The 24,956-nt window shown below is 63.1% G+C and carries 29 protein-coding genes; 5 read left to right on the top strand and 24 right to left on the bottom strand.

Annotation, left to right across the window (positions count from 1 at the left end):
• The first annotated feature begins 158 nt into the window (after nucleotides 1-158).
• Both ACIPV6_RS03770 and opgC read left to right on the top strand, forming a co-directional pair.
• Nucleotides 159-764 (top strand): TasA family protein, encoded by a 606-nt coding sequence (locus tag ACIPV6_RS03770; protein ID WP_400269591.1) that lies wholly within the window; start codon nucleotides 159-161, stop codon nucleotides 762-764.
• A gap of 233 nt (nucleotides 765-997) precedes the next feature.
• Nucleotides 998-3,514 carry an OpgC domain-containing protein gene (opgC, locus tag ACIPV6_RS03765; protein ID WP_400269590.1) on the top strand — a complete coding sequence of 839 codons (2,517 nt, stop codon included), beginning with the start codon at nucleotides 998-1,000 and terminating at the stop codon, nucleotides 3,512-3,514.
• A gap of 37 nt (nucleotides 3,515-3,551) precedes the next feature.
• Here opgC and ACIPV6_RS03760 read toward each other — a convergent pair whose 3' ends face one another.
• The 8 genes from ACIPV6_RS03760 to ACIPV6_RS03725 form a co-directional block, all read right to left on the bottom strand.
• Nucleotides 3,552-4,442: a tRNA pseudouridine synthase A gene (locus ACIPV6_RS03760; RefSeq protein ID WP_400269589.1), complete on the bottom strand. Its 891-nt coding sequence runs from the start codon at nucleotides 4,440-4,442 to the stop codon at nucleotides 3,552-3,554.
• Nucleotides 4,443-4,462: 20 nt separating this feature from the next.
• The gene (gene rplQ, locus ACIPV6_RS03755) at nucleotides 4,463-5,023 is read right to left on the bottom strand and encodes a 50S ribosomal protein L17 (RefSeq protein ID WP_400269588.1); all 561 of its coding nucleotides are present in this window, start codon (nucleotides 5,021-5,023) and stop codon (nucleotides 4,463-4,465) included.
• A 66-nt stretch (nucleotides 5,024-5,089) separates the two neighbouring features.
• Nucleotides 5,090-6,100: a DNA-directed RNA polymerase subunit alpha gene (locus ACIPV6_RS03750; RefSeq protein WP_347108054.1), complete on the bottom strand. Its 1,011-nt coding sequence runs from the start codon at nucleotides 6,098-6,100 to the stop codon at nucleotides 5,090-5,092.
• 137 nt (nucleotides 6,101-6,237) lie between these two features.
• Nucleotides 6,238-6,639, bottom strand: a complete 402-nt coding sequence (rpsK, locus tag ACIPV6_RS03745; protein WP_021472435.1) for a 30S ribosomal protein S11 — start codon at nucleotides 6,637-6,639, stop codon at nucleotides 6,238-6,240.
• 51 nt (nucleotides 6,640-6,690) lie between these two features.
• Entirely contained in the window at nucleotides 6,691-7,068 is a 378-nt protein-coding gene (gene rpsM / locus ACIPV6_RS03740) for a 30S ribosomal protein S13 (RefSeq protein ID WP_021472434.1), read from the bottom strand.
• A 197-nt stretch (nucleotides 7,069-7,265) separates the two neighbouring features.
• Nucleotides 7,266-7,379, bottom strand: a complete 114-nt coding sequence (rpmJ, locus tag ACIPV6_RS03735; protein WP_011775570.1) for a 50S ribosomal protein L36 — start codon at nucleotides 7,377-7,379, stop codon at nucleotides 7,266-7,268.
• 70 nt (nucleotides 7,380-7,449) lie between these two features.
• On the bottom strand, nucleotides 7,450-7,671 hold the full coding sequence (gene infA / locus ACIPV6_RS03730) for a translation initiation factor IF-1 (protein ID WP_011775571.1): 222 nt from the start codon (nucleotides 7,669-7,671) through the stop codon (nucleotides 7,450-7,452).
• Nucleotides 7,672-7,867: 196 nt separating this feature from the next.
• Nucleotides 7,868-8,935 (bottom strand): P1 family peptidase, encoded by a 1,068-nt coding sequence (locus ACIPV6_RS03725; RefSeq protein WP_400269587.1) that lies wholly within the window; start codon nucleotides 8,933-8,935, stop codon nucleotides 7,868-7,870.
• A 223-nt stretch (nucleotides 8,936-9,158) separates the two neighbouring features.
• Between ACIPV6_RS03725 and ACIPV6_RS03720 the strand changes: the two genes are divergently transcribed.
• The 3 genes from ACIPV6_RS03720 to ACIPV6_RS03710 are packed head-to-tail and all read left to right on the top strand — an operon-like array spanning nucleotide 9,159 to nucleotide 12,452.
• Nucleotides 9,159-10,136, top strand: a complete 978-nt coding sequence (locus ACIPV6_RS03720; protein WP_400269586.1) for a carbohydrate ABC transporter permease — start codon at nucleotides 9,159-9,161, stop codon at nucleotides 10,134-10,136.
• A complete protein-coding gene (locus ACIPV6_RS03715) occupies nucleotides 10,133-11,053 on the top strand; it encodes a carbohydrate ABC transporter permease (protein ID WP_400269585.1) in 921 nt (306 codons plus the stop codon). Before ACIPV6_RS03720 ends, ACIPV6_RS03715 begins: the two co-directional genes overlap by 4 nt.
• Nucleotides 11,054-11,105: 52 nt before the next feature.
• Nucleotides 11,106-12,452 carry an ABC transporter substrate-binding protein gene (locus ACIPV6_RS03710; RefSeq protein WP_400269584.1) on the top strand — a complete coding sequence of 449 codons (1,347 nt, stop codon included), beginning with the start codon at nucleotides 11,106-11,108 and terminating at the stop codon, nucleotides 12,450-12,452.
• 62 nt (nucleotides 12,453-12,514) lie between these two features.
• Here ACIPV6_RS03710 and map read toward each other — a convergent pair whose 3' ends face one another.
• The 16 genes from map to rplX all read right to left on the bottom strand — a co-directional run bounded on the left by map (nucleotide 12,515) and on the right by rplX (nucleotide 24,953).
• Complete coding sequence (gene map, locus ACIPV6_RS03705) at nucleotides 12,515-13,342, bottom strand: type I methionyl aminopeptidase (protein WP_397325838.1); 828 nt, start codon at nucleotides 13,340-13,342, stop codon at nucleotides 12,515-12,517.
• Between the two features lie 17 nt (nucleotides 13,343-13,359).
• Complete coding sequence (locus ACIPV6_RS03700; RefSeq protein WP_400269583.1) at nucleotides 13,360-14,286, bottom strand: NAD-dependent epimerase/dehydratase family protein; 927 nt, start codon at nucleotides 14,284-14,286, stop codon at nucleotides 13,360-13,362.
• Nucleotides 14,283-16,004, bottom strand: a complete 1,722-nt coding sequence (locus ACIPV6_RS03695) for a class I adenylate-forming enzyme family protein (protein WP_400269582.1) — start codon at nucleotides 16,002-16,004, stop codon at nucleotides 14,283-14,285. Before ACIPV6_RS03695 ends, ACIPV6_RS03700 begins: the two co-directional genes overlap by 4 nt.
• A complete protein-coding gene (locus tag ACIPV6_RS03690) occupies nucleotides 15,994-17,181 on the bottom strand; it encodes a cytochrome P450 (RefSeq protein ID WP_400269581.1) in 1,188 nt (395 codons plus the stop codon). The genes ACIPV6_RS03695 and ACIPV6_RS03690 overlap by 11 nt, the downstream gene beginning before the upstream one ends.
• Complete coding sequence (locus ACIPV6_RS03685; RefSeq protein WP_400269580.1) at nucleotides 17,178-17,972, bottom strand: glycosyltransferase; 795 nt, start codon at nucleotides 17,970-17,972, stop codon at nucleotides 17,178-17,180. Before ACIPV6_RS03685 ends, ACIPV6_RS03690 begins: the two co-directional genes overlap by 4 nt.
• Nucleotides 17,969-19,024 carry a 3-oxoacyl-ACP synthase III family protein gene (locus ACIPV6_RS03680; RefSeq protein WP_400269579.1) on the bottom strand — a complete coding sequence of 352 codons (1,056 nt, stop codon included), beginning with the start codon at nucleotides 19,022-19,024 and terminating at the stop codon, nucleotides 17,969-17,971. Before ACIPV6_RS03680 ends, ACIPV6_RS03685 begins: the two co-directional genes overlap by 4 nt.
• Before the next feature lie 110 nt (nucleotides 19,025-19,134).
• Nucleotides 19,135-19,704: an adenylate kinase gene (locus ACIPV6_RS03675; RefSeq protein WP_397325868.1), complete on the bottom strand. Its 570-nt coding sequence runs from the start codon at nucleotides 19,702-19,704 to the stop codon at nucleotides 19,135-19,137.
• 5 nt (nucleotides 19,705-19,709) lie between these two features.
• Nucleotides 19,710-21,020 carry a preprotein translocase subunit SecY gene (gene secY / locus ACIPV6_RS03670; protein WP_400269578.1) on the bottom strand — a complete coding sequence of 437 codons (1,311 nt, stop codon included), beginning with the start codon at nucleotides 21,018-21,020 and terminating at the stop codon, nucleotides 19,710-19,712.
• 184 nt (nucleotides 21,021-21,204) lie between these two features.
• The gene (gene rplO / locus ACIPV6_RS03665) at nucleotides 21,205-21,687 is read right to left on the bottom strand and encodes a 50S ribosomal protein L15 (protein WP_347108065.1); all 483 of its coding nucleotides are present in this window, start codon (nucleotides 21,685-21,687) and stop codon (nucleotides 21,205-21,207) included.
• A complete protein-coding gene (gene rpmD, locus ACIPV6_RS03660) occupies nucleotides 21,687-21,893 on the bottom strand; it encodes a 50S ribosomal protein L30 (RefSeq protein WP_347108066.1) in 207 nt (68 codons plus the stop codon). Before rpmD ends, rplO begins: the two co-directional genes overlap by 1 nt.
• A gap of 2 nt (nucleotides 21,894-21,895) precedes the next feature.
• Complete coding sequence (gene rpsE, locus ACIPV6_RS03655; RefSeq protein ID WP_397325846.1) at nucleotides 21,896-22,567, bottom strand: 30S ribosomal protein S5; 672 nt, start codon at nucleotides 22,565-22,567, stop codon at nucleotides 21,896-21,898.
• 29 nt (nucleotides 22,568-22,596) lie between these two features.
• Nucleotides 22,597-22,980 (bottom strand): 50S ribosomal protein L18, encoded by a 384-nt coding sequence (gene rplR / locus ACIPV6_RS03650; RefSeq protein ID WP_397325847.1) that lies wholly within the window; start codon nucleotides 22,978-22,980, stop codon nucleotides 22,597-22,599.
• A 3-nt stretch (nucleotides 22,981-22,983) separates the two neighbouring features.
• Entirely contained in the window at nucleotides 22,984-23,520 is a 537-nt protein-coding gene (gene rplF, locus ACIPV6_RS03645) for a 50S ribosomal protein L6 (protein ID WP_400269577.1), read from the bottom strand.
• An 18-nt stretch (nucleotides 23,521-23,538) separates the two neighbouring features.
• Nucleotides 23,539-23,937 (bottom strand): 30S ribosomal protein S8, encoded by a 399-nt coding sequence (gene rpsH / locus ACIPV6_RS03640; protein ID WP_387435056.1) that lies wholly within the window; start codon nucleotides 23,935-23,937, stop codon nucleotides 23,539-23,541.
• A gap of 78 nt (nucleotides 23,938-24,015) precedes the next feature.
• Complete coding sequence (gene rplE / locus ACIPV6_RS03635; protein ID WP_144659421.1) at nucleotides 24,016-24,594, bottom strand: 50S ribosomal protein L5; 579 nt, start codon at nucleotides 24,592-24,594, stop codon at nucleotides 24,016-24,018.
• A complete protein-coding gene (gene rplX / locus ACIPV6_RS03630; RefSeq protein WP_144659420.1) occupies nucleotides 24,594-24,953 on the bottom strand; it encodes a 50S ribosomal protein L24 in 360 nt (119 codons plus the stop codon). Before rplX ends, rplE begins: the two co-directional genes overlap by 1 nt.
• Nucleotides 24,954-24,956 lie beyond the last annotated feature (3 nt).

Raw genomic sequence — 24,956 nt, 5'->3', positions numbered from 1 at the left:
ATCAAGTCTTGAGGTTTTTCTGAGGAACAGTTGATGGATTGCAGGATGGGTTCTTGAGGTGGGGCCGTCAAAGTATTTCTTGTCAGCCGGAAAGGCTGGAAACAAGAGAACGGCCGTCCGGGGAAACGGTGGCCACCTTTGAAAGGACACTGATTCAGATGGCCATCAGCCTCAAGACCACCTCCGGGAAGATCCTCGCCTCCGTCGCCCTGGTCGGCACCGCAGCCGCCGTCGCCGGCATGGGCACTTACGGCGCGTTCACTTCCTCCACCTCCGCTTCCCAGGCCGTCACCGCCGGCACCGTGACCATCGCCCTGGGCACCGGGGCTTCGAACACCCTGAACGTCCCGGTCGCTGGGCTGCTGCCCGGTGACAAGGTCGAAAAGCTCGTCACCCTGGCCAACACCGGCAACTCGGACCTGAACAACGTCACCCTCACCACCTCAGCCGGCGCCACCGCCTCGCTGCTGACCACCGACACCACCAACGGTTTGCAGCTGACCATCGAAAACTGCTCCGTTCCGTGGACCGGGTCCGCCGCCCCCTACACCTGCGCAGGGACCAAAACCACCGTGCTGGCCTCGGCCCCGGTGATCGGCGCGAACAAAGTCCTGAACAACCTGACCTCCCTGACCTCGGCCAAAACCGACAACCTCAAGGTCACCACCGCGTTCCCCACCACCGCGGACAACACCTTCCAAGGCGCCACCTCCACCATCGCCTTCTCCTTCACCGGCACCCAACGCACCGAAACCACCAAGTAACAGCCGACGGGCCGCGGGCTCCTGGCCCGTCACCTGACCCCAAACCCCGGAGGCCCGCCCTGTTCGTCCTTTCCAGGCCGGGCCTCCGGCCAGACCCACCTCCGGGCCTGATCGGATTCACCAACCCCAGCCCGATCAGACCCGGCGGTATTTCCGTGCAACATTGCCTGACACTCCCCTCTCCGTCCGCGCCATGCCTTTAGAGTGTCTTTGTATCAACCGTCTACTGGGGGATGGCATCCGTGCTCGCAGCGCTCCGTGGTTTGTTCGAGGGCTCGTTCAAGAAATCATCGTGGTTCCTTGCAGCCTTATGCGTAGTGGCAGCCGTCGCATCCATGTCGCTTGGTGCGGAGCCTGCAGCGGCCACGAACGATCGCCAAGCCCATGGCCAAGGCACCTACTTTGGACCGGACCTGGCACCTGGAGCGTCCTTTGACCAGTACGTTGATGACCTCCAGAAAGCGCCGTCCGCTACGGGGGCCACTTTCAGCTACCCGCTGGACTCCGAACAGAAGACGCGTATCCGGGAATTCCTTCAGGCGGCCGCGCGCCAAGGGGCTGTTGCGCAAGTGACCTTGGAACCGCGCGTCGACCTGACGGAGCTGAAAGCACGGGACGCCGAGGAACTTGCCCGCTTGGTTCAAGAGCTTCACTCCCAACTTGAATCCAGGATCGTGATCCGCTTCGCGCCCGAAATGAACGGCACCTGGGTGCGTTGGGGGCAACAGCCTGTGGACTATGTAAAGGCCTTCCAGGTCGTCGCGGATGCCGTCCACCGGACTGCCCCATCGGCCATCATGCTATGGGCGCCGGCGTATGGCTCCGGTTACCCCTTTGACTCGAGGCCGGATGCCACCGCGTCGCGCCATGTATCCGAGGCGGATACCAATGCCAACGGCGTGCTGGACGCGGACGACGATCCATATGGCCCCTACTATCCGGGGGACGCCGCGGCCGACTGGGTCGGTTTGAGCGTTTACCATTACGGGACCTTGCTGCCTGACGGTTCATTCGCCATCAACCAGGCGGCCGAACCCGGAAAGTTCGCGGCCCAGCTTGCCGGTACGTACGGCTATGAAACCAGCGGTGACAGCAGGCGTGATTTTGTGACCCGCTTCGCCTCGGGCAAGGGCAAGGAGCTTGCGCTCCAGACCGGGGCCTTGTTCAGCACGGCAGCCCCAGGGGCAACGGAAGAGGAGATCAAGTCCGGCTGGATGCGCCAAGTGGCAGCAGCCGCGGTCAGCATCAAGCCCGCAATGGTGACCTGGCTTGAACAGGTACGCCCTGAAGACGAGGCCGGCGGAGCACAGGTGGACTGGCGCGCCACGGCCAACGCGGACGTGGCACAAACGCTCAGGAAGACCCTGGCTGCCGGAGACTCTCCCTTCATGACAGGTCCCGTTACCCCTGTCCATGACATCAGCGTCAACAACGCAGCCCCGGCCCAGATCCGCAACCCAGGCACCACAACCGGCGATCCTATGGGTTGGATCACAGCAAGTGTTGCCGCCCTCGCAGTCCTGGCTTTGGCCGGAGCCGCCACGTTGCGGTTCAAGCGCTCCTGGTCCTACGGCATCGACCATGATCCACGGGACATACGCCTGGACTTGTTGCGCGGCTGGATCATTTGCGCGGTAGTCGTCACGCACATCGAGGTCGCCGGTCCGTTTTCCTTCTTCGCGTTGAACATTGGTGGCGCCATTACGGGCGCGGAACTCTTCGTGCTTCTTTCCGGGATAGTCATGGGCATGGTCCATCCCCGCGCCGTGCAGAAAATTGGTGGCTGGGAAGCAGCCATTGGCAACGGCCAGCGGGCACTTAAGCAGTATTTGACGGCGTTGGCCGTTGTCATCGCCGTCTTCCTGATCTCACTGATCCCGTTTGTCGACGCAAGTGTGGTCACCACGTTCACCGACCGCGGGACCGGCGAAAACGGCACGGCCGCTGCCGGGCGCATCTACGATCTCTATTCCAATGCGCCACTCTTCTTCGACTATCCCGTGCCGGTTTTCGTGATCGAGCAATTGGTGCGTTTGGACATGGGTCCGTGGGTATACAACATCATGGGCCTGTTCGTTGTCCTCACTTTGACCGTACCGCCGCTGATGTGGTTGTTGCGCCGCGGCCTGTGGTGGTTGGTCCTGGCCTTGAGCTGGGCTCTCTACTTCCTGGATGCCCAGTTCCATATCCGCCTGTTCGACTCGCAGTTCCAGGACGTTTTCCCGCTGCTGACGTGGCAAATCGCATTTCTCCACGGTTTGGTGATCGGCTACTACCGAGACAACATTGCCCGCTTTGTCCTGAGCCGCGCAGGTCTGGCCACGATTACGATCGCCACGTCCGCCTACGCTTTGATCCTCGGAGCAGTCTGGGCCAGCCATGCCTATGGTCTCCAGCTGCCCGGCATCACGCCGGAAGTGTTTGAAGGGCTGTATGCAACACAGTATGACCGGACCTTCCTACAGCCCGGCCGTCTGGTGAACCTCTTGTTTTTCCTGGCAGTCGGCTACATCGTCCTGACAGCGTTCTGGAAGCCCCTGAACCGGGGCTTCGGGTGGCTCTACGTTCCGCTGGGCCAGGCCAGCATGTACGTCTTTACCGTGCACGTGTTCTTCGTGCTGCTCGTGGGAAACATTCCTGGCTTGGACCGGACCAGCGCCTGGCAGGGACTTCTGGTTCATGCCCTGGTCATCGCCCTGATCTGGCTGATGGTCCGTTACAAAGTACTGTTCAAGGTCATCCCCAGATAGTCCGGCCAACAGTGCGACGCCGCGCGCCCGGAAAGTCTTACTCCCGCCTCGCCCGCGTCAGCTCCGCCCGGGCCAGCAGCTCATCATCGGACGGGTAGGCCACTTCCTCCAAAACCAAGGGATGGGGGGCCGCCAACAAAGACTTCGGATCCCGGGCACGTGCCAACAAACGGTCATGCAGCCAGGCAGGCGGTTCCAGCCCCTCCCCCACGCGCAAGGTGGAGCCCACCAAGGAACGAACCATGTTGTGGCAGAAAGCGTCCGCCTGCACGGTGGCGACGATGATCCCGTCCGATCCTCTGGAAAAGGAGAACTGCTGGAGCTCACGTATGGTGGTGGCACCCTCACGGGGTTTGCAGTAGGAACGGAAATCCTGCAACCCGAGCAACAGTGATGCACCGGCATTCATCAGCGATACGTCCAAAGAAGCCTTATGCCACAGCGTGATCCCGCGGAGCACAGGATCCCAACGCTCGGCGCCGTCGGCAATCCGGTAACTGTAACGGCGCCACAAGGCAGAGAACCGCGCATCGAAACCCAACGGAGCCGGACCGGCGTCGTGCACTTCGATGGCACCGGTGAGGTCACCGAGAACGCGGCTCAGCGCGCCGCGAAGGCGACGCAACAACGAAACGGAGGGGTCCACGTCGTGACCCCGTGTCAGGCCGGACCATTCGTCGGACGTGAAGTCGACGTGCACCACCTGGCCACGGGCGTGGACACCCGCGTCGGTCCGGCCGGCAACGGTGACCCGGACCGGGCGACGCACCAACAAAGCCAGGGCTTCCTCAAGGGCACCTTGTACGGTCACGAGCCCAGGCTGAACCGCCCAGCCGCTGAAGGGACCGCCGTCGTAAGAGAGATCCATCCGGATACGCAAAAACCCGCCGCCCTCCAAAACGGGGGCAGCGGGTTTTTGTTCGTTCATAGACTCAAGTCTACTGAAATTTACTTCTTGTCCTCGTCGGCCGGAGCCTCTTCGGATTCAGCAGCTTCAGCTTCAGCGGCGGGGGCTTCTTCAGCCTCAGCAGCTTCGGTTTCAGCAACTTCGGTCTCAACAACCTCTTCCTCAGCAGCAGGAGCAACGGCCGCCGGAGCAGCCTTGGCAGCAGCAGCGGTTGCTTCAGCAACTACGGCCTGCTTCGGGGAAACGGGCTCGAGAACCAGTTCGATGACAGCCATGGGAGCGTTGTCGCCCTTGCGGTTGCCGATCTTGGTGATGCGGGTGTAGCCACCGTCACGGTTGGCAACAGCGCCGGCGATGTCGGTGAACAGCTCGTGGACAATGCCCTTGTCGCTGATCAGGCCGAGGACACGACGGCGGGAAGCGAGGTCGCCACGCTTGGCGAAGGTGACCAGACGCTCTGCGTACGGCTTGAGGCGCTTGGCCTTGGTAACCGTGGTGGTGATGCGCTTGTGCTCGAAGAGCGATGCTGCCAGGTTCGCGAGCATCAGGCGCTCGTGAGCCGGGCCGCCTCCGAGGCGCGGACCCTTAGTGGGGGTAGGCATAGTTATTTCTCCTGTTGTGGAGGCCGGTCGGTTCCATCACTGGACCCGGCGGCCAAGATCTGCTTTTTAGAGCTCGTCGTCGCTGAACGCGGCGTCGTCCTCTTCGATGGCTGCGGCGCGGGCTGCGAGATCGAAACCGGGAGGGGAGTCCTTGAGGGACAGACCCAGTTCAACGAGCTTTGCCTTGACCTCGTCGATGGACTTTGCACCGAAGTTACGGATGTCCATCAGGTCAGCCTCGGAGCGGGCAACGAGTTCACCCACGGTGTGGATGCCCTCACGCTTGAGGCAGTTGTAGGAACGGACCGTGAGGTCCAGATCCTCGATCGGCAGAGCCATGTCAGCTGCAAGTGCAGCGTCAGTCGGCGACGGGCCAATCTCGATACCTTCAGCTGCGGTGTTCAGCTCACGGGCCAGACCGAACAGTTCCACCAGGGTGGTGCCTGCAGAAGCAACAGCGTCACGCGGAGCGATAGCCTGCTTGGTCTCGACGTCGACAATGAGCTTGTCGAAGTCGGTGCGCTGCTCAACACGGGTAGCTTCCACGCGGAAAGTTACCTTCATGACCGGCGAGTAGATCGAGTCGACCGGGATACGGCCGATCTCGGAGTCGCCGGACTTGTTCTGAGCTGCCGAAACGTAGCCACGGCCGCGCTCGATGGTCAGTTCGAGTTCGAACTTGCCCTTCGAGTTAAGGGTGGCAATGTGCAGATCCGGGTTGTGGAATTCGACGCCGGCCGGCGGAGCGATGTCCGCGGCGGTGACGACTCCGGGGCCCTGCTTGCGCAGGTACGCAACAACCGGCTCATCGTGCTCGGAGGAAACCGAAAGGTTCTTGATGTTCAGGATGATCTCAGTGACATCTTCCTTGACACCCGGAACCGTGGTGAACTCGTGCAGCACGCCATCGATCCGGATGCTGGTAACAGCGGCACCGGGGATGGAGGAGAGCAGGGTACGGCGGAGGGAGTTTCCGAGGGTGTAACCAAAGCCCGGCTCCAGCGGTTCAATGATGAAACGGGAGCGGTTCTCGGCTACAACTTCTTCAGACAGAGTGGGGCGCTGTGCAATGAGCACTTAGGTTTCCTTTCGGCGAGCATCCGCTATATGACGCAACACAGGTGGTGGAAATCGGCTTCGGTTTCCAGCCTGACCAGCCGGACCATGCTTGTGGATCCACAAGCAGGCCCGGCCGTCAGGCAGGTTGAACCTAATTAGACGCGGCGGCGCTTCGGCGGGCGGCAACCGTTGTGGGCGCTGGGGGTGACGTCCTGGATGGAGCCAACCTCGAGGCCAGCAGCCTGGAGCGAACGGATTGCGGTTTCGCGTCCCGAACCCGGTCCCTTGACGAAAACGTCAACCTTGCGCAGACCGTGCTCCTGGGCGCGCTTTGCAGCAGCTTCGGCAGCCATCTGGGCAGCGAACGGGGTGGACTTACGGGAGCCCTTGAAGCCAACCTCACCGGCGGAAGCCCAGGAGATCACAGCGCCAGTCGGGTCCGTGATGGACACGATGGTGTTGTTAAAGGTGCTCTTGATGTGCGCCTGTCCAAGCGCAATATTCTTCTTATCCTTGCGACGCGGCTTACGGACCGCTCCACGAGTCTTCGGGGGCATTGTTTCTCCTACAGAAAGTTATCGGGGGAAAACCAGGTCAATCCCGAGGGATTAACGTCCGGCCTTCTTCTTGCCGGCGACGGTGCGCTTCGGGCCCTTGCGGGTACGAGCGTTGGTCTTCGTACGCTGACCGCGTACGGGCAGGCCCTTGCGGTGGCGCAGGCCCTCGTAGCTGCCGATCTCAACCTTGCGGCGGATGTCAGCGGCTACCTCGCGGCGAAGGTCACCCTCAACCTTGTAGTTGCCTTCAATGTAGTCACGCAGCTGAACCAGTTCGGCGTCAGTCAGGTCCTTGACGCGAACGTCAGGGCTGATGCCGGTGGCAGCCAGGGTTTCGTGTGCACGGGTCTTACCCACGCCGTAGATGTAAGTAAGCGCAATTTCCAACCGCTTTTCGCGGGGAATGTCTACGCCAGCGAGACGAGCCATAGTGGCGGTACTCCTTGAATAAACCGGAGGTCGTAGGCAGTACACCCGCATTTTCCATGCGGCCCCAGCCTCCGACCGGGGGTTCGCTGTCCGGGCTCTGAAAAGCGTCCCAGCTCAGCTTGTGCTGCCTTTATTTACTTGCGTGGGTTAAGCAACCCAGGTTTGCCCTTGCGGGCGCTGGTTCCCTTGCGGGGAAATCAGCCCTGGCGCTGCTTGTGGCGCGGGTTCTCGCAGATCACCATGACCCGGCCGTTACGGCGGATCACTTTGCACTTGTCGCAGATCTGCTTGACGCTCGGCTTGACCTTCATGGCGTTCCTTTGCGTGTTTAGCAGTTGATCAGCTGGAGCAACCAAGGCACTGCCTTGGCCGCCCAGCAATTTACTTGTAGCGGTAGACGATACGACCACGTGTGAGGTCGTACGGGCTCAGCTCCACCACTACCCGGTCCTCGGGGAGGATACGAATGTAGTGCTGACGCATCTTCCCAGAGATGTGCGCGAGAACGACGTGCTTGTTGGTGAGCTCAACGCGAAACATCGCGTTGGGCAGCGCCTCAGTCACAACGCCCTCGATCTCAATGACCCCGTCCTTCTTGGCCATATCCTCCGCTAACTGTTGTTTGCCGCAGTCCTCCGGTTAGGCACCGGCGATCCAGCGGACGTTTTTTGTTTGCTTTGGTCCTCTTGGAACCACCACACCAAAAAGGGCGTGGCTGTACAGACAACCAACAGACAACTCTACGCCACTCGGGCACGAAAGTTAAATCCGATCATGGTAGCGCACGCGGGCGTCCTCGTCACCCTCCAGTGGCGAGGTAGGAGGGGAAGGTACCCGCCGCCGTCGTGATGCTTTCCGCGGCCGAAACGCCGTCCAGGATCGCCAACCGCGCTGCCTCCGCCGCCGCGCTTTGGAGCGTGATCAGCGAAACCTGTCGCGCCTGCTCGCTGCTGCGGTCAAGCCCGACGGCGCCAGTCGCCAAGGCGAATACGGTGTCACCGTCCGCCAGGGTATGGGACGGATCAAGGGCCCTGGCCAGCCCCGCGTGTCCGGATGATGCGGTCCTCTTGCACTCGGCAACATCCAGGGCAGCGTTCGTGGCGATCACTACCAGGGTGGTGTTGAGTCCCTGCGGTTCAGCGCCGGGCGCCTCGCCACCTGGCTGCGGGACTGGAGCCCGGCCGCGGGCGTCCAAGGTGGGGCCACGACGGCCGGGATCCTCGGCCGAGCTTGCGAGGTTGGGGTGCCGTTGGGGAGGAACGACCGAGCGCGCAGACGGCTGCAGGCCCGCAGGAAAAACCGGCGAACCCAGCGCGTTCACCACGGCGATAGCTCCGACAATGACCCCACCCTCGAGTTCGATCGACGACGTTCCCACGCCCCCTTTGTACTGGCCGCGGGCAATGACGGCGCCGGTGCCGGCACCGACGTTTCCGCGCACGACGGCGGCATGGTCGCCTGAGGCGAACGCCGCGCTGGCTGCCTGGTAGCCCATGCCGGCGTCAGGGCGGGCGTGGACGTCACCGCCGCGGCCGAGGTCGAAAATGGCGGCGGCGGGAACGATCGGGACAACGGTCCCGGGAACGACGAAGCCCCTCCCCTGTTCTTCGCACCACTGCTGGGCCCCATGCGCGGCCACCAATCCGAAGGCGCTCCCACCGGTCAGGACAACAGCGTCCACAGTGGAGACCAGGGTGGTCGGGTCCAGCGCGTCGGTCTCATGCGTCCCTGGTCCCCCGCCCCGCACGTCCACCGACCCCACGGTTCCTGGCGGTGGAAGGACGACGGTCACGCCACTGAGCCACCCGCCGTCGTTCTTCTGGGTGTGGCCAATCCGGATTCCTGGAACGTCGGTTATCTGACCCATGGCTCCATTCTCCACCTGACAGGGTGAGGTCAAGTGGGAGCCCGGCCTCGAATTCGAAACTCCGGAGTAACGGCGAGTAAACGGGTCCGGAAGTGTCAGCCAACTATCGGTACGGTGCCCACTTTTGGTCCAACGGAGCCTCAGCCCTGTGGTGAGCTAGGGCTGTCTCCGCCGCCCGATCCGGGCCGGCACGCAAAGTTCGCCTCACAAACGTAAGTGATCCATGACTACCCGACTTGTAAACAGCCACGCTCCTGGCATGGAAACACCGGGCTCAGTGCCGCCTCCGTCACGGCCTCAGCCGGTTCGTCGCGGCAGGCGGTGGTCCGGCCGAAGCCGCAAGGACTTCTTCGTTTTCCTGGCCATGGCCCTGCCCAACATCGCCCTGATTGCCACGTTCACCTACTGGCCCCTGATCAACAACATCTACTACTCCACCTTGGACTGGACGCTGGGTTCGGCGTCGGCAACGGTGGTGGGCCTGCAGAACTACGTCACTTTCTTCAGCGGCGAGGACGCAGCCAAGGTCCTCGGAACCACGGGCATCTTCACGGTCGTGACGGTGGGCGGTTCCATGGTGCTCGGCCTGCTGGTGGCCCTGGCACTGAACTCGAAGGTCCGCGGCACCACGTTCGCCCGTTCGGCGGTGTTTGCGCCTTACGTACTGTCCGGCGTGGGAGTGGGCCTGGTTTGGCTGTTCATCTTCGACCCCGGCTACGGTGTCCTCGCATGGATCCTTCGCGGCCTGGGACAGCAGAGCCCGCAGTGGATCAATGATCCCCAGTTGTCCCTGGTGATGGTCATCATCGTGTACGTCTGGAAGAACCTCGGCTACTGCGCCGTGGTGTACCTGGCCGGCCTTCAATCGCTCCCCCGCGACGTGATGGAAGCTGCCGCGTTGGACGGAGCCAACAACATCCGGCGGTTCTTCAACATCTCGGTCCCGCTGCTCTCCCCCACCACGTTCTTCCTGCTGATCACCACCATGCTCAGCTCCTTGCAGGCCTTCGACCTCATCCGCATCATGACGCCCCTGGGGAACGGCACCAGCACCCTGATCTACGAGGCCTATCTGCAGGCCTTCGGCGCCTACAACCGGGCAGGCTATTCGGCCGCGATTTCGGTGGTGCTCTTCGCCATCCTGCTGGTCATCACCGTCCTCCAACTGCGCTTTGTTGAGCGAAAGGTCCATTACTCATGAGCGCCAAGTCTCCCGCCGCCGTCGTCCGTGCCGCCGAACCGGACCCAACAGGACCGCAGCCGCCGCACGTCCCGCGTCCGCTGTCCAGGTCCAACCTGGTCCAGACGCTGGCAACCGGGTATGTCCCGCTCCTCCTAGCAACGCTGGTGGTCTTCCTGCCCTTGCTGTGGATGCTGCTCAGCTCCTTCAAGCAGCCCGGCGAGATTGTCACCACGGACCTGAAGATCCTGCCCGAATCGCTGAACCTCGAGAACTATGCCACGGCGATGACCACCGTCCCGTTCGCGCAGTTCTTTGCCAACAGCCTGATCGTCACGTCCGTTGGTTCCGCCATCAAGGTGGTCCTGGCGATCCTGACGGCGTACGCGCTGGTGTTCGTCCGGTTCCCGTTCAAGAACGTCATCTTCGTGCTGATCCTGGTGGCGCTCATGGTGCCGGCGCAGGTCTCGATCCTGCCCAACTACATCCTGATCGCGGGCATGGGCGGAAAGAACACGTTATGGGGCATCATCCTCCCCGGCCTGGGCACCGCGTTCGGCACCTTCCTGCTCCGGCAGCATTTCCTCACGCTTCCGCCGTCCATCCTGGAGGCGGCGGAGATCGACGGCGCCGGACATTGGCGGCGTCTGTGGCAAATCATTGTGCCTGTTTCCCTGCCCTCGGTGGCGACCGTGGCATTGGTGACCGTGGTCAGTGAATGGAACGACTACATCTGGCCGCTCATCATCACCGACCGGCCCGAAACCATGACGCTCCCGGTGGGCCTGACGTTGCTGCAGAACTCCGAAGGCAACGGCTCGGGCTGGGGCATCCTCATGGCGGGGGCCGTCCTGGTGATCGTCCCTATCCTTCTGGTCTTCGCCGCCCTGCAGCGCTACATCGTCGCCGGCCTCACGCAAGGCAGCGTCACCGGCTAAGAACTCCACCCGCACTATTTCGCATCGAAGTCAGTAATTGAGAGGAAGCACCATGCGCACGAATCTTGACCGTCGGCATTTCCTTGGCCTCGCAGGCCTGGGCGCCGGAGCAGCGGCACTGGCCGCTTGCGGTGGACCGTCGACGGCGGGCCCCGGCACCACCGTGGAATCGGCGGCCGTCGACTTCAGCGGCGTCAAGCCAGCCGCGTCCATCGATTTCTGGACCAACCACCCGGGCAAGTCCCAGGACGTGGAAAAGTCCATCATCGACAAGTTCCACGCCAAGTTCCCGGACATCAAGGTGAACCTGGTGACCGCGGGCGCCAACTACGAGGAGATTGCCCAGAAGTTCCAGACCTCGCAGGCTGCCAAGACCGGCCTGCCCGGCCTGGTTGTCCTCTCCGACGTGTGGTGGTTCCGCTACTTCTCCAACGGCAGCATCATCCCCTTGGATGGGCTCGTAAAGCAGCTGGACATCAAGCTCGATGACTTCCAGAAATCGCTGGTTGACGACTACAAGTACGACAACCAGCAGTGGGCCCTTCCCTACGGCCGTTCCACCCCGCTGTTCTACTACAACAAGGACCACTTCAAGGCTGCGGGCCTTCCGGACCGTGCTCCGGCCACGTGGCAGGAATTCTCCGAGTGGGCACCCAAGCTCAAGGCATCCTCCGGTGCTCAGCACGCCTACATGTACCCCGCCCTGGCGGGCTATGCGGGCTGGACACTGCAGAACAACCTCTGGGGCTGGGGTGGCAGCTGGTCCAAGGACTGGGACATCACGTGCGATTCGGACAAGGCCGTGGCTGCCCTCCAGTGGGCGCAGGATTCCATCTACAAGGACGCATGGGCCGGCGTTTCCTCCAAGGAAGCTGCCGACGACTTCGCTGCGGGCATCGCCTCCGCCACGATTTCCTCCACCGGTTCGCTGCTCGGCGTGCTCAAGGCCGCCAAGTTCAATGTCGGCGTCGGCTTCCTGCCGGGCGGCCCCGAAGTTGCCACGGGCGTCTGCCCCACCGGCGGCGCAGGCCTGGGCATCCCCAGTGGCATCAGCAAGGAAGAGCAGCTCGCCGCAGCCACGTTCCTCAAGTTCATGACCGAACCCGAGAACACGGCCGCGTTCTCCGCCGCCACCGGCTACATGCCCACGCGGCTTTCGGCGGACATGTCGGCCGTCCTGGCAGCCACGCCGCAGATCAAAACCGCCATGGACCAACTCGCGGTCACCCGTGTGCAGGACAACGCCCGCGTGTTCCTGCCCGGCGCGGACCAGGAAATGGCCAAGGCCGCCGCCAAGATCCTCACCCAGCAGGGAGACGTCAAGGCAACCATGACGGAACTGAAGAAGACGCTTGAAGGCATCTACACCAAAGATGTGAAGCCCAAGCTGAAGGCGTAGCCTCCTGGCGGCATGAAAAAAGCGCGGGGCTGCTTGGCAGCTCCGCGCTTTCTTTCGGGTTGCTACGGAATCGGAACAGGCACGACGCCGAGCGGCGCCAACTGCTCGGCGCCGCCGTCCGGCGCAGACAGGACCCAGATGCCCTTTTCGTGGACAGCAACGGAGTGCTCCCACTGGCAGGATCGCTTGCCGTCGGTGGTCACCACGGTCCAATCGTCGTCAAGGGTGGCGGTTTCGATGCCACCGCGCACCAGCATGGGCTCAATGGCCAGGCACAGCCCGGGACGGACCTTGGGGCCCCGGTGGTTGGTGCGGTAGTTCAGGACATCCGGTGCCATGTGCATTTCGGAACCGATGCCGTGGCCCACGTAGTCCTCAAGGATGCCCAGCGGCTTGCCCGGAACGGAGGAAACGTAGTCATCGATTGCATTGCCGATGTCCCCCACGAACTTTCCCTTCGCGAGCGCGGCGATCCCCCGCCACATGGCTGCCTGCGTGACATCAGAGAGGCGCTGGTCCTCCGGATCGGCCGTGCCGACGATCACGGTACGGGCGGAGTCCGAGTGCCATCCGTCCACGATGCAGCCGCCGTCGATCGAAATGATGTCGCCGTCCTGCAGCACACGGCCACCCGGGATCCCGTGGACCACTTCCTCATTCACGGACGTGCAGATGGTGGCCGGGAAGCCGTGGTAACCGAGGAAGTTGGACTTTGCTCCGGCGTCGTTCAGGACAGCCGCGAAGACGTCGTCAAGGTCCTTGGTGGTCACACCCGCCTTCGCCGCCGCAACTGCAGCGTCCAGCGCACGGCTGAGGACCAGGCCGGCCTCGTGCATCTTGCGCATCTGCTCGTTGGACTTGTATTCAATGCGGGGCTGACCGAACGCCATGTTCTCCTCTGGAATGTTTATGCGGGTGCCGATCGGGCCCCATGCTCCAACCATTTTCCAGCATCTGACAGCGTGGTAGAAATTGGCTCGACCCCCAGGCCTTCCCGGAGCCTGTCCAGGAGGTAGGTCCGTTCGCGTCCCAGTTGGCTCACGGCGTACCGCGTCAGCCTCGGCGGCCTGCCGGTGACCAAGGCAGCGGCCTCCGAAACACGCGCCAAAGCCATGGCCCCCGGCACCGGAATGTACCGGATCCGCACCTCCCCGTGTCCTGTCGCGTCCAGTACTTGCCGGAGCACGGCACCGAGCTCCACGGGTTCCGCGTCAGCGACGTTGACGGCTCCCCGGAGCCCTGAGGTGCAGGCAGCGAGCGCGGCACGGACCAGATTGCTGATGTGGGTCAGTTGGTGCCGCACCGAAGCATGGCCAACGCTTAGGAGTTGTCCTCCACGGATGTTCCCGATGAGCCTCGGCAGCAGCGTGCGGTCCCCGGGGCCGTACACACCGTGTGGCCGCAAAACCAGGGCGTTGCCGTGCTGACGCGCCTCGATATCCGCGAGCGCCTTGCTGCGACCGTAGGCGTTGAGGTGCCGCGTTGCAGGCTCCTCCTCGCCGCGGTTGCGGCATGGTTCCCACCATGGGTAGACGCTTGAGCTTGAGATCTGCACCAGCCGCGTCCCGGCAAACGCCTCAGCCACCGCCCGCGTCCCCAGGACGTTGGTGCGGTGGAAATGCCCGGCGTCGCCCCAGTCGGACACGAGCGCCCCGGCATGGACGACGGCGTCAACGTCCGGTAAGCGGGCTGGCGCTAGGCCGGCGAGATCCCAGTAAGCAACGCCGTCCGCTGCGCGCCGGGCATAGCGCACTACTTCCCAGCCCCGGGCTTCCGCTGCCTGGGCCACGGCTCCCCCGATGAATCCGGTAGCTCCTGTGACGGCGATTTTCATGCGTGCTGCACGGCAAGCGTGGCGTCGGCGAACTGCCGCCGAAGGGCCTCACGGTCGGGCTTCCTGTGGCGTCCGGCCACCGGGATGCTGTCCAGTATTTCCACACGGTCCGGAAGGGCGGATTCGTCGATCAGCCGCGGAAGGTCCTTCGCCAGCCGTGCCCGGAGGACTTCCGCGCCATGACCCGGTGCCGGCACCACGGCGAGCCACACGGACTCGTCGCCAATGGAGTCGGTCACGCCAATCATCACGGCCTGCTGCACGCCCTCAACGCCGGCGATCACCGGTTCATACAAGGCCGGATAGATGTTGGTCTTTCCACGGATGATCATGTCCTTCTTCCGGCCGATCATCACCAACCGGACCCGCCCACCTGACCCGTCCTTCCCGTGGTCCAGGCGAACGAGGTCCCCCGTGGCATGCTCCACCATGGGCTTCTCGCCAAGATAGCCGAGACACATGTTGGGACCGTGCACGAACAGTTCGTGGTCCTCGCCTACGCGGACGCCGACGGCGGGCAGCGGCTCCCCGAGGAAGTCACCTTCACCGCTTCCATCAGCCGCAGTGAACTCGGCAGTGGTTCCCGCGGCGAAGGCAAGTTTTTCCGAACCGTCGGCGATGGCTATGGGCAACAGCTCTGTCATGCCGTAGATGAGCTTGAAGTCGACACCGGGCAGCAAGTCCGTGGCACGTTGGAGGAAAGGCGCCAGGACAGGAGCGGCCCCCAGCATCACGGTCTTCAAGGTTGCCGGAAGCGTGACAGAGCCGTCCTCCACCGCGTCCAGGATGGGTGCCAGTTGCGAGGGAACCAGGAAGAGGTGAGTGGCCGCGCCATAGCCGTTGCGTTTCCCACCCACCGGCCCCAGCTCACGTGCCAACCGGAGGGGATCAATGTGGGCGGAGAAGCCGTAGGCCGGCATGGTCCAATGGGCGCCGGCGATCAGGGCAGGAAGGCCCATCATGAGCTGCTCCGAATGGATCCGGTCGCCCTCCCTGAAAGTGCAGCGCCGGGTGAGCTGGCTGAAGCCCGCGGCGAGCGAACCCCGCGTGTGGACCACACCTTTGGGGGCTCCGGTAGTCCCCGAGGTAAAGATGATCACCGCTTCCTGCCCGGAATCGCCGGAGGGGAGCTTCGAATACGGGCCCACCGGTGGTTCGTGGGCCGTTCCCGCCTGGGGCAACGGCCGCCGCAACTTTCCCACCGCCGTGGCTCCGCCCGGGACTCCGGGGAGCCACGGCCCCGCGTAATAGTGCCGGACGTTCATGGCCCCGTAATCGGGAAGGAGCAAGCCCCGCCGACGGGCTAGTGGCCGCAGGGGACTCCTGGTGCTCAGCGCATACAGCAGCGATTCCGCAGCCGCCCAGCGGGGAGCGGCGAGTTCGGCCCGGTCGCGGAAGAGGGAAGGACCGATGCCTGGATCGATGAACACCACCGAGCCACCCGCCCTGACGGCACCCAAGGCAAGGATGAAGGCGGCGGGGCTTGGCCTGACGGAAAAGAGCATCCGCTCGCCGGAGCCAAAGCCCCGATCCTGGAGCCGGGTGGAGGTGGCCTCGATTCCGGCCACGAGTTCGCGGTAGGTGATGGTCTTTCCGGGTTTTCCTTGGCTTCGCTTTCCGCGCGCCCGGCCGGGGGCCGTGATTGCCGGATGGTCCGGGACCTTCGCGGCTGCTGCATACACAGCCTCCACCAAATCCGTATGCCCCTCAGCTTCCATTGGCCAACTCCAGTTTCTGATAACCCGGGATCAGCACGCCCGTGCTGACCCTCCTGGACGGGATGGTCCAGGGCTTCTTGAGGTACCTGTCCAGCAGTACATCCAGGGCAGCGTTGATTTCCGCCATGGCAAGGGGCATACCGATGCAAAAGTGGGGACCTGCACCAAACCACAACTGCCGTGCCTGCGGTGGGGTTGGCTGGTCGGGATCAAATCCTCCCAGGCTCTTCGCGGCATGCACGGTGGACAGGAGGATACGATCGCCGGTGCGGACTGCCTTCGCCCCGATGGCTCCGTCAACAACGACGTTCCGGAGCATCATGGGTGACGGCACGGTGTACCGCAAAGCCTCGTTGACCGCCGCAGGGAGGCCCGCACGATCGGCCGCGAGCGCAGAAATCCGTCCGGTATCGCTAAGCAAGGCAACCAACCTCGGCACGAACGAAACCAGCGTTTCCGTTCCCACCATGACGAAGGCACTGATGATGCCCAGGGCTTCTTCCTCGGTCATGCCCAAGCTGCGAAGCCGGCCGGGAAACGTCCTGGGGTCATTCCCGTGGAAGGCCGCCCTCGCCGGTCCGGCCAGAAGCTCGACGGCGGCACGCCCTTTGGCGGCCTGACGCGGCGTCAGGCTGGGGCGACCCAAGCGGACCAGCGAGGAAATCGAGGAACCGAGATTGAACAGTTCCTTGTCCGGCAAACGCCCTGGTGCGTCATTGGGTACGCCCAAGAGCCGGGAAATGACTCCTCCGGCCAACTCTTTGACGCAGTCCACCAGGTCCACCCTGGCCCCGTTGCCCAGTCCATGCTCCAAACGGGACAGGAATCTTTCCCTTGCCGGCTCCACCATGACCGCGACGGAGCCCGGAGTGAAGAGGTCGGCCAATTTGCGCCGCAGTTCCCGGTGGTCCTTTCCGTCCATGTTGACCAGCGCCCGCGGACCCACCACGGGGGTCCACAGGCCACCCGAGGCCGAGGCTCCGTTCTTCACGAACCGCTCCCCGTCCATCAGCACACCACGGACCAGGGACGCTTCGCTGACCAGGACGCCCAGCCCGGGAAGACGAAGCACGGGACCCAAAGCACCCAGCGAACGGACCAGCGGATAGAGCACCGGGTGGGCGCCCAGCTGGACCCTGCGTTCCCAGCGTTCTGCTGCGGTGACGGACCCCGTCATCGGATGTCTACGTGCTCGGGACGGTAGCGGTGGTCCGCATACCAGGCCAGGGTGTTCTTCAGCCCCCAGGCCTTCACCCGCCGGGAAGAGCCGTACACCACCACATCCCGGCGCAGGGCGTAGCTGCGGGTAAGTTTCCGTACTTGGTTGGATAATGCCCGGTCCTCGTGCAGATCCTCGATGCGGGTCCTGGGGAAGCCTCCGGAACGGTGGTACATGTCTGCGGTGATGGCCATGTTGCAACCCGGCAGCATCTGGTACGGACCCAGGTAGCCTTCTCCCTTGTTGCCGGGACGGATCCTGCCGAAGAACGACGCCACTTCAACAGCCAGCAACATCATCCTCCGCTCTCCGGCCGTGATGCCCTCGTCATGCCGCGGTACAAGCTGCCCGGCGATGAGTTCAAGCCCCGCCTCGAATCCGGCCACGATGCGGGCCGTCCAGTCGCTCGCAGCGAGGCAGTCGGCGTCGGTCCGTGCAAGCCAGGTGGCGCCGTGGTCAACGCCGAAGCGCATCCCGGTATCAGCGGCCGCGCCGGTGCCCTTCTCCGCCTCATGCAGGAGGCGGATATCCATGCCGGGGTTCTCCGCGGCGAACGCGGCCACAATGCCGCAACTATCGTCGGTGGAACCGTTGTCCACCACCACAACCGTGAAGTTGGCATCGTCCTGGGCCGCGAGGGACTCCAAGGTCTGCCGGACCAGCTTCGCTTCGTTGAGCATGGGCACGGCGATGGACAAACGGCGGGTGGGAGCAAGGCTGCCCAAGGATCCGGACTGCTCTGTGTTCACAGCCGCACCACGGCCATTCCCAGGCTCACCCCGCCAGCCAAACCAACCAGCGCCACAAGGTCACCCGGACCGCAACGCCCTCCATCGATGGCGATTTTGAGCTGCAGCGGCAAGCTCACGGACGCGAGGTTGCCGAACTCCTCTACCGTGGGCACCAATTTGCCTTGCGGTACTCCTGCGCGCTCAGCAAAGATTTCGCGATAGGGGGCGCTGACCTGGTGTACGCAGACAACAGCGAAGTCCTCCCACTCCATGCCCAGGCTCTCCAAGGTCTGGTCCAGCACTTCACAACCAAGGTCAAGGAACGCGTCCTTGAGCTTCTCCCCGTCCATGCTGAAGTAGGTGGCCTCGGGGTCACGGGGAAAGGCCGACCCGCCCGCTGCCAGCGTCCCGACGGACCAGTGGCTGCTCTTGGCGGTGAACGCCATGGCTAGGATTCCCTCCGACCCCATCTTCGGTGAACCCGAAGCCGTGCCCGGCGGGAGCGCAGCCTCGAGCAGGACGGCAGCACCGCCGTCGCTCATGGTGTACCCGGGGAAGCTGCCCGCGAACGTCTCGAAGTCCGCAACCGACCACCGGATAGCCCGCGACGGTGACTCCCCCGTAACCACCAAAACCCGCGCATAGCGCCCGGCAGCGATCAGCGAGTCTGCCACCTCAACACCGTTCAGGAAGCTGTTGCAGGCGTTCTTGACGTCCATCACGGGGCATTGCAGTCCCAGTTTGGCGGCCACCATGTGGCCGGTAGCCGGCTCCACCATGTCCTGGCTGGCCGAGGCGAAGATCAGCAGGTCAACGTCCGGGGCCTGCAGCCCGCACCCTGCCAGGACCTTGGCCGCGGCGTTCGCGGCAAGATCGGAGGCCTGCTCGGACTCAGCCATGACGCTCCGCGTCCTGATCCCGGTGACCCGTCCAATAAGGCCCTTCGGTACGCGGAACCCGGGGCTCGATTCAGCGATGCGACGCTCGACGGCGGCAGTGTCCAGGCGTGCGGGTGGCAGGTAGACCTCCAGGCCCGCGATCCGGCTGTTCCCGGAAAAGACTCCATGCATGCGGTCCCCCAAGATTGCCGCGGAAAAGGAAAAGGGTGTGTCCCGCACCAATCGTACGGGACACACCCTTTGCGTCCGGAGCCGGTTTACGGGCTCTGTGGACAACCTGCTTAGACGGCCTTCGCCGACTCGATCGCGGTGAGGACGCGGTCGGTGACCTCGTCAATGCCGCCGATGCCGTCAACCTGCGTCAGGATGCCACGCTCGGCATACTTCGCAACAACGGCCTCGGTCTGCTCGTGGTACAGGTCAAGGCGGTGGCGGATGACGGCTTCATTGTCGTCAGAACGGCCGGTTTCCTTGGCGCGACCCAGAAGGCGCTGCACCAGTTCCTCGTCATCGGCGGTCAGCTGGAGCACGACGTCGAGCTCCTGCTCGCCCTCGGCGAGGATGTGGTCCAGGTAGTCCACCTGGGCCGTGGTGCGCGGGTAGCCGTCAAGGAGGAACCCGTTTTCGACGTCGGATTCTCCCAGGCGGTCGCGGACCATCTTGTTGGTGACGCTGTCCGGAACGAAGTCCCCGGCGTCCATGTACTTCTTGGCCTCGATGCCCAAAGGTGTTTCGCCCTTGACGTTGGCCCGGAAGATGTCGCCGGTGGAGATGGCGACTACGCCAAGGCGCTCGGAAATCCGCTCAGCCTGCGTACCCTTGCCCGAACCCGGAGGTCCGATAATCAGCATTCTCGTCATCGCAAAAGCCCTTCGTAGTGACGTTGTTGTAGCTGCGCATCAATCTGCTTGACGGTTTCCAGGCCCACACCCACCATGATCAGGATTGACGTGCCACCGAACGGGAAGTTCTGGTTGGCGTTGATCAGGACGAGTGCAACCAGCGGAATCAGCGCCACGAAGCCCAGGTAGAGGGCTCCAGGCAGGGTGATCCTGGAAAGCACGTACTGCAGGTAGTCCGCGGTCGGTTTACCCGCCCGGATGCCCGGAATGAACCCGCCGTACTTCTTCATGTTGTCCGACACTTCTTCAGGGTTGAAGGTGATGGCCACGTAGAAGTAGGTGAAGAACACGATCATGGCGAAGTAGAGCGCCATGTAGATGGGGTGGTCGCCACGGGTGAGGTTGTTGTTGATCCACTCAACCCAGGGCGCCATCTGCTCCCCTGCCTTGGGCTGGTTGAACTGAGCAATCAGGCCCGGCAGGTAAAGCATGGAGGAAGCGAAGATGACGGGCACGACGCCGGCCATGTTCACCTTGATGGGAATGTAGGTGCTGGTTCCGCCAACCGTGCGGCGGCCAATCATGCGCTTCGCGTACTGCACCGGAACGCGGCGCTGCGACTGCTCGACGAAGACAACCAGCGCGACGGTTACCAAACCGATGGCCAGCACGATGAAGAACGTGCCAGGACCCTTCGAGTTCCAGATGGACCCCAACGAGGTGGGGAAGCCTGCAGCGATGGACGTGAAGATGAGCAGGGACATGCCGTTGCCCACGCCCTTCTCCGTGACCAGTTCGCCCATCCACATGATGAGGCCGGTACCGGCGGTCAGGGTGATGATGACGAGGATCGTGGTGACGATGCTGTCATCAGGAATGATTGGCAGGTTGCAGCCGGGCAACAATTGGCCCGAGCGGGCCAGCGACACCAAGGTGGTCGCATTCAAGAGGCCCAGCGCGATGGTGAGGTACCGGGTGTACTGGGTGAGCTTCGACTGGCCGGACGAGCCTTCCTCATACAGTTGCTGGAACCGGGGAATGACCACCCGGAGCAGCTGCACGATGATGCTCGCCGTGATGTACGGCATGATGCCGAGGGCGAAGATGGAAACCTGCAGCAAAGCGCCGCCGCTGAACAGGTTCACCAACTGGTAGATGCCCTGCGAGGTATCACCGGACTTCAAGCATTGCTGGACATTCTGGTAGTTCACACCAGGCGAGGGGATGAAAGCTCCCAAGCGGAAGATTGTGATGATTCCCAGCGTGAACAACAACTTGCGTCGCAAATCGGGCGTCCGAAACGCCCGTCCGAATGCGCTGAGCAAGCGTCCTCCTGAGTTTAAGTACAAGGATGTGGATGGGCTCAATGAAACCCAACAACCGAGTCTAGCCGCTTGTGACGCCGTCGTAATAATCGAGAGTCCACAACCACGAAAAAAATCCCGGCCTGCAGGGCCGAAGCCCCGCAAACCGGGATCTTTTCACAACGGGCTTTTGCCCCGCCGACTCTTAGAGAGCGGTGGTGCTTCCGCCTGCTGCAGCAATCTTTTCAGCCGCGCTGGAAGAGAATGCGTGGGCGGTGACGTCAACCTTGACGGTGATGTCGCCGGTGCCCAGCACCTTGACGGGCTGGTTCTTGCGAACGGCACCCTTCTCAACCAGGGACTCAACGGTGACAGCGCCACCTTCCGGGAACAGCTCGTTGAGCTTCTCCAGGTTCACAACCTGGAACTCAACCCGGAACGGGTTCTTGAAGCCGCGCAGCTTCGGCAGGCGCATGTGCAGCGGCAGCTGGCCGCCGGCAAAGCCAGCCTTTACCTGGTAGCGGGCCTTCGTACCCTTGGTACCGCGACCAGCGGTCTTACCCTTGGAGCCTTCACCACGACCAACACGGGTCTTGGCGGTCTTGGCACCCGGGGCGGGACGCAGGTGGTGGACCTTCAGAGCGTTCTGCTTCTCAGCAGCCTCTGCGGCGGTCTTGTTCTCTGCCATTACTTCGCCTCCTCAACATTCACGAGGTGCGGAACCGTGTTGAGCATGCCAACGGTCACGGCGTCGGCGTCACGGACAACGGTGTGTCCGATGCGCTTCAGGCCGAGGGACCGAAGGGTGTCGCGCTGGTTCTGCTTGGCGCCGATGACGCCCTTGATCTGGGTGATTTCCAACTTAGCGTCGGAAGGAGTCAGGTTCTTGGCCATGACTAGACACCTGCCTTCTGGTTCTGGAGCGCACGCACCAGGGCAACCGGAGCAACCTCGTCCAGCGGCAGGCCACGGCGGGCTGCCACGGAAGCGGGCTCTTCGAGCTGCTTCAGGGCGTCAACGGTCGCATGAACGATGTTGATCGCGTTGGAGGAACCGAGCGACTTGGAGAGGATGTCGTGGATACCCACGCACTCCAGTACTGCGCGGACCGGACCACCGGCGATAACACCGGTACCAGCGGAAGCCGGACGCAGCAGGACAACGCCTGCAGCAGCTTCACCCTGCACGCGGTGCGGGATGGTGCTGCCAACGCGCGGTACGCGGAAGAAGGACTTCTTGGCCTCTTCAACGCCCTTGGCGATAGCTGCGGGAACTTCCTTGGCCTTGCCGTAGCCAACGCCAACCAGACCGTTGCCGTCGCCGACGACGACGAGAGCGGTGAAGCTGAAGCGACGACCACCCTTGACGACCTTGGCAACGCGGTTGATGGTTACAACGCGCTCTACGAACTGGCTCTTCTCGGCCTCACGGCCGCCGTCGCGGCCACCACGGCCACCACGGTCGCCGCGGCCCTGGCCACGCTCGCCGCGCTCGCCACGACGTCCGCCGCGGCGGTCGTCGGTAGCGGCTGCGGTCTCAGTTGCTTCAGCAGCTGCAGCTTCAGTCACCTGAATGTCCTTTTCGTTGTTTTCAGCGGTCACAGTGCCAGCCCACCTTCGCGAGCACCGTCAGCGACGGCGGCGATGCGGCCGTGGTACTTGTTACCGCCACGGTCGAAGACAACAGCTTCGATGCCTGCAGCCTTGGCACGCTCGGCGACGAGTTCGCCAACGCGCTTGGCCTTGGCCGTCTTGTCACCGTCGAAAGCGCGGAGGTCGGCTTCGAGGGTGGAAGCCGAAGCCACGGTGACGCCCTTGCTGTCATCGACAACCTGGACGAACACGTGACGTGCCGAACGGTTGACGATCAGGCGGGGACGTACAGCCGTGCCCGTGATGCGCTTGCGGATACGAAGCTGGCGGCGGCTGCGTGCAGCAGACTTGCTCTTGTTCGAACGCTTCTTGTTAATTGCGATGGCCATGGTTTACTTACCAGCCTTTCCGACCTTGCGGCGGATGACTTCGCCGGCGTAACGGACACCCTTGCCCTTGTAGGGGTCGGGCTTGCGCAGCTTGCGAATGTTGGCAGCAACCTCGCCGACCTGCTGCTTGGAGATACCCGAAACAGAGAGCTTCGTGGGGCCCTCCACTGCGAAGGTGATGCCCTCGGGAGCCGAGACGTTGACCGGGTGGCTGTAGCCCAGAGCGAACTCCAAGTCAGCGCCCTTGGCCTGAACGCGGTAACCGGTACCGACGATTTCAAGCTTCTTCTCGTAGCCCTCGGTGACACCCTGGATCATGTTGGCGATCAGGGTGCGGGTCAGGCCGTGCAGCGAACGCGAGTTGCGCTCGTCGTTCGGGCGGGTAACCGTGAGGGTGTTCTCTTCGAGGGAAACCTCGATCGGGCTGGCAACAGTGTGGCTCAGCTCGCCCTTGGCACCCTTGATGCTGATGACGGAGCCATCGAGCTTGACCTCAACGCCGGCGGGAACGGTGATGGGGAGACGTCCAATACGTGACATTATTCTCTTCCTTTCCCGTTACCAGACGTAAGCGAGGACTTCGCCGCCCACGCCCTTCTTGCCGGCCTGCTTGTCAGTCAGGAGGCCGGAAGAGGTGGACAGGATTGCGATACCCAGGCCACCCAGCACGTGAGGCAGGTTGGTGGACTTCGCGTAAACGCGGAGACCCGGCTTGGAGATGCGGCGGACACCAGCGATCGAACGCTCGCGGTTCGGACCGAACTTGAGGTCGATGGTCAGCTTCTTGCCAACCTCGGCGTCCTCTTCCTTCCAGCCGGCGATGAAGCCTTCTGCCTTCAGGATGTCGGCAACGCGTGCCTTCAGCTTGCTGTACGGCATGGTCACGGAGTCGTGGTATGCCGAGTTTGCATTGCGCAGACGCGTAAGCATGTCTGCGACAGGATCTGTCATAGTCATTTGGGCTATAGCCCTTCCTCGTAATGGTTTCCGCTGCGCTTGCTCTCATGAGCCTGCGCTGCCGGACCTGTTACGTAGTTAGTTTTCAGTCTTGAACGGGAAACCAAGCGCCTTGAGCAGCGCGCGGCCTTCGTCGTCGGTCTTGGCGGTGGTGACGACCGTGATGTCCATACCGCGAACGCGATCGATGGAGTCCTGGTCGATTTCGTGGAACATAACCTGCTCGGTCAGACCGAAGGTGTAGTTGCCGTTGCCATCGAACTGCTTGCCGTTGAGGCCGCGGAAGTCACGGATACGCGGCAGTGCCAGCGATACCAGACGGTCCACGAATTCCCACATGCGGTCGCCACGCAGGGTTGCGTGTGCACCGATCGGCATGCCTTCGCGCAGCTTGAACTGTGCGATCGACTTGCGGGCCTTGGTTACCTGCGGCTTCTGGCCGGTGATCAGGGTGAGGTCGCGGACAGCGCCGTCGATCAGCTTGGAGTCCTTGGCGGCATCTCCAACACCCATGTTCACAACAACCTTCACCAGGCGGGGAACCTGGTTCACGTTCGCGTAGTTGAACTCGTCCTGCAGGGACTTCTTGATGGTCTCTGCGTACTTCGTCTTCAGACGCGGAACGATCTTCACTGGAGTCTCGAGAGTCTCAGTCATTAGATGTCCTTCCCGGTGGCCTTGGACACGCGGATACGAACGGTCTTGGTGCGGCCGTCCTTCTCAACGGTGTCGAGACGGAAACCAACGCGGGTCGGCTTCTTGGTCGACGGGTCTACCAGAGCAACGTTGGACACGTGGATCGGGGCTTCGACAACCTCGATGCCGCCGGTCTTGGTGCCGCGCTGGGACTGACCAACCTTGGTGTGCTTGGTGACGCGGTTGATGCCCTCGACCAACACGCGGTTGGTGTCCGGGAATACGCGCAGGACCTTGCCCTGCTTGCCGCGGTCGCCGCCGCGTTCCTGCTTGGCGCCGGTGATGACCTGAACCAGGTCACCCTTCTTGATCTTAGCCATGGA

The organism is Paenarthrobacter sp. NPDC089988 (genome assembly GCF_044748465.1).
Classification (GTDB): Bacteria; Actinomycetota; Actinomycetes; order Actinomycetales; family Micrococcaceae; genus Arthrobacter.
The sequence above is the reverse complement of the archived record's forward strand: the minus strand, read 5'-3'. Positions and strand labels throughout refer to the sequence as shown.

Coding starts and splice junctions, on each gene's coding strand:
- ACIPV6_RS03770 (WP_400269591.1), top strand. CDS start 159: ATGGCCATCAGCCTCAAGACCACCTCCGGGAAGATCCTCGCCTCCGTC.
- opgC (WP_400269590.1), top strand. CDS start 998: ATGGCATCCGTGCTCGCAGCGCTCCGTGGTTTGTTCGAGGGCTCGTTC.
- ACIPV6_RS03760 (WP_400269589.1), bottom strand. CDS start 4,442: ATGAACGAACAAAAACCCGCTGCCCCCGTTTTGGAGGGCGGCGGGTTT.
- rplQ (WP_400269588.1), bottom strand. CDS start 5,023: ATGCCTACCCCCACTAAGGGTCCGCGCCTCGGAGGCGGCCCGGCTCAC.
- rpsK (WP_021472435.1), bottom strand. CDS start 6,639: ATGCCCCCGAAGACTCGTGGAGCGGTCCGTAAGCCGCGTCGCAAGGAT.
- rpsM (WP_021472434.1), bottom strand. CDS start 7,068: ATGGCTCGTCTCGCTGGCGTAGACATTCCCCGCGAAAAGCGGTTGGAA.
- rpmJ (WP_011775570.1), bottom strand. CDS start 7,379: ATGAAGGTCAAGCCGAGCGTCAAGCAGATCTGCGACAAGTGCAAAGTG.
- infA (WP_011775571.1), bottom strand. CDS start 7,671: ATGGCCAAGAAGGACGGGGTCATTGAGATCGAGGGCGTTGTGACTGAG.
- ACIPV6_RS03725 (WP_400269587.1), bottom strand. CDS start 8,935: ATGGGTCAGATAACCGACGTTCCAGGAATCCGGATTGGCCACACCCAG.
- ACIPV6_RS03720 (WP_400269586.1), top strand. CDS start 9,159: ATGACTACCCGACTTGTAAACAGCCACGCTCCTGGCATGGAAACACCG.
- ACIPV6_RS03715 (WP_400269585.1), top strand. CDS start 10,133: ATGAGCGCCAAGTCTCCCGCCGCCGTCGTCCGTGCCGCCGAACCGGAC.
- ACIPV6_RS03710 (WP_400269584.1), top strand. CDS start 11,106: ATGCGCACGAATCTTGACCGTCGGCATTTCCTTGGCCTCGCAGGCCTG.
- map (WP_397325838.1), bottom strand. CDS start 13,342: ATGGCGTTCGGTCAGCCCCGCATTGAATACAAGTCCAACGAGCAGATG.
- ACIPV6_RS03700 (WP_400269583.1), bottom strand. CDS start 14,286: ATGAAAATCGCCGTCACAGGAGCTACCGGATTCATCGGGGGAGCCGTG.
- ACIPV6_RS03695 (WP_400269582.1), bottom strand. CDS start 16,004: ATGGAAGCTGAGGGGCATACGGATTTGGTGGAGGCTGTGTATGCAGCA.
- ACIPV6_RS03690 (WP_400269581.1), bottom strand. CDS start 17,181: ATGACGGGGTCCGTCACCGCAGCAGAACGCTGGGAACGCAGGGTCCAG.
- ACIPV6_RS03680 (WP_400269579.1), bottom strand. CDS start 19,024: ATGCATGGAGTCTTTTCCGGGAACAGCCGGATCGCGGGCCTGGAGGTC.
- ACIPV6_RS03675 (WP_397325868.1), bottom strand. CDS start 19,704: ATGCTGATTATCGGACCTCCGGGTTCGGGCAAGGGTACGCAGGCTGAG.
- rplO (WP_347108065.1), bottom strand. CDS start 21,687: ATGGCAGAGAACAAGACCGCCGCAGAGGCTGCTGAGAAGCAGAACGCT.
- rpmD (WP_347108066.1), bottom strand. CDS start 21,893: ATGGCCAAGAACCTGACTCCTTCCGACGCTAAGTTGGAAATCACCCAG.
- rplR (WP_397325847.1), bottom strand. CDS start 22,980: ATGGCCATCGCAATTAACAAGAAGCGTTCGAACAAGAGCAAGTCTGCT.
- rplF (WP_400269577.1), bottom strand. CDS start 23,520: ATGTCACGTATTGGACGTCTCCCCATCACCGTTCCCGCCGGCGTTGAG.
- rpsH (WP_387435056.1), bottom strand. CDS start 23,937: ATGACTATGACAGATCCTGTCGCAGACATGCTTACGCGTCTGCGCAAT.
- rplE (WP_144659421.1), bottom strand. CDS start 24,594: ATGACTGAGACTCTCGAGACTCCAGTGAAGATCGTTCCGCGTCTGAAG.
- rplX (WP_144659420.1), bottom strand. CDS start 24,953: ATGGCTAAGATCAAGAAGGGTGACCTGGTTCAGGTCATCACCGGCGCC.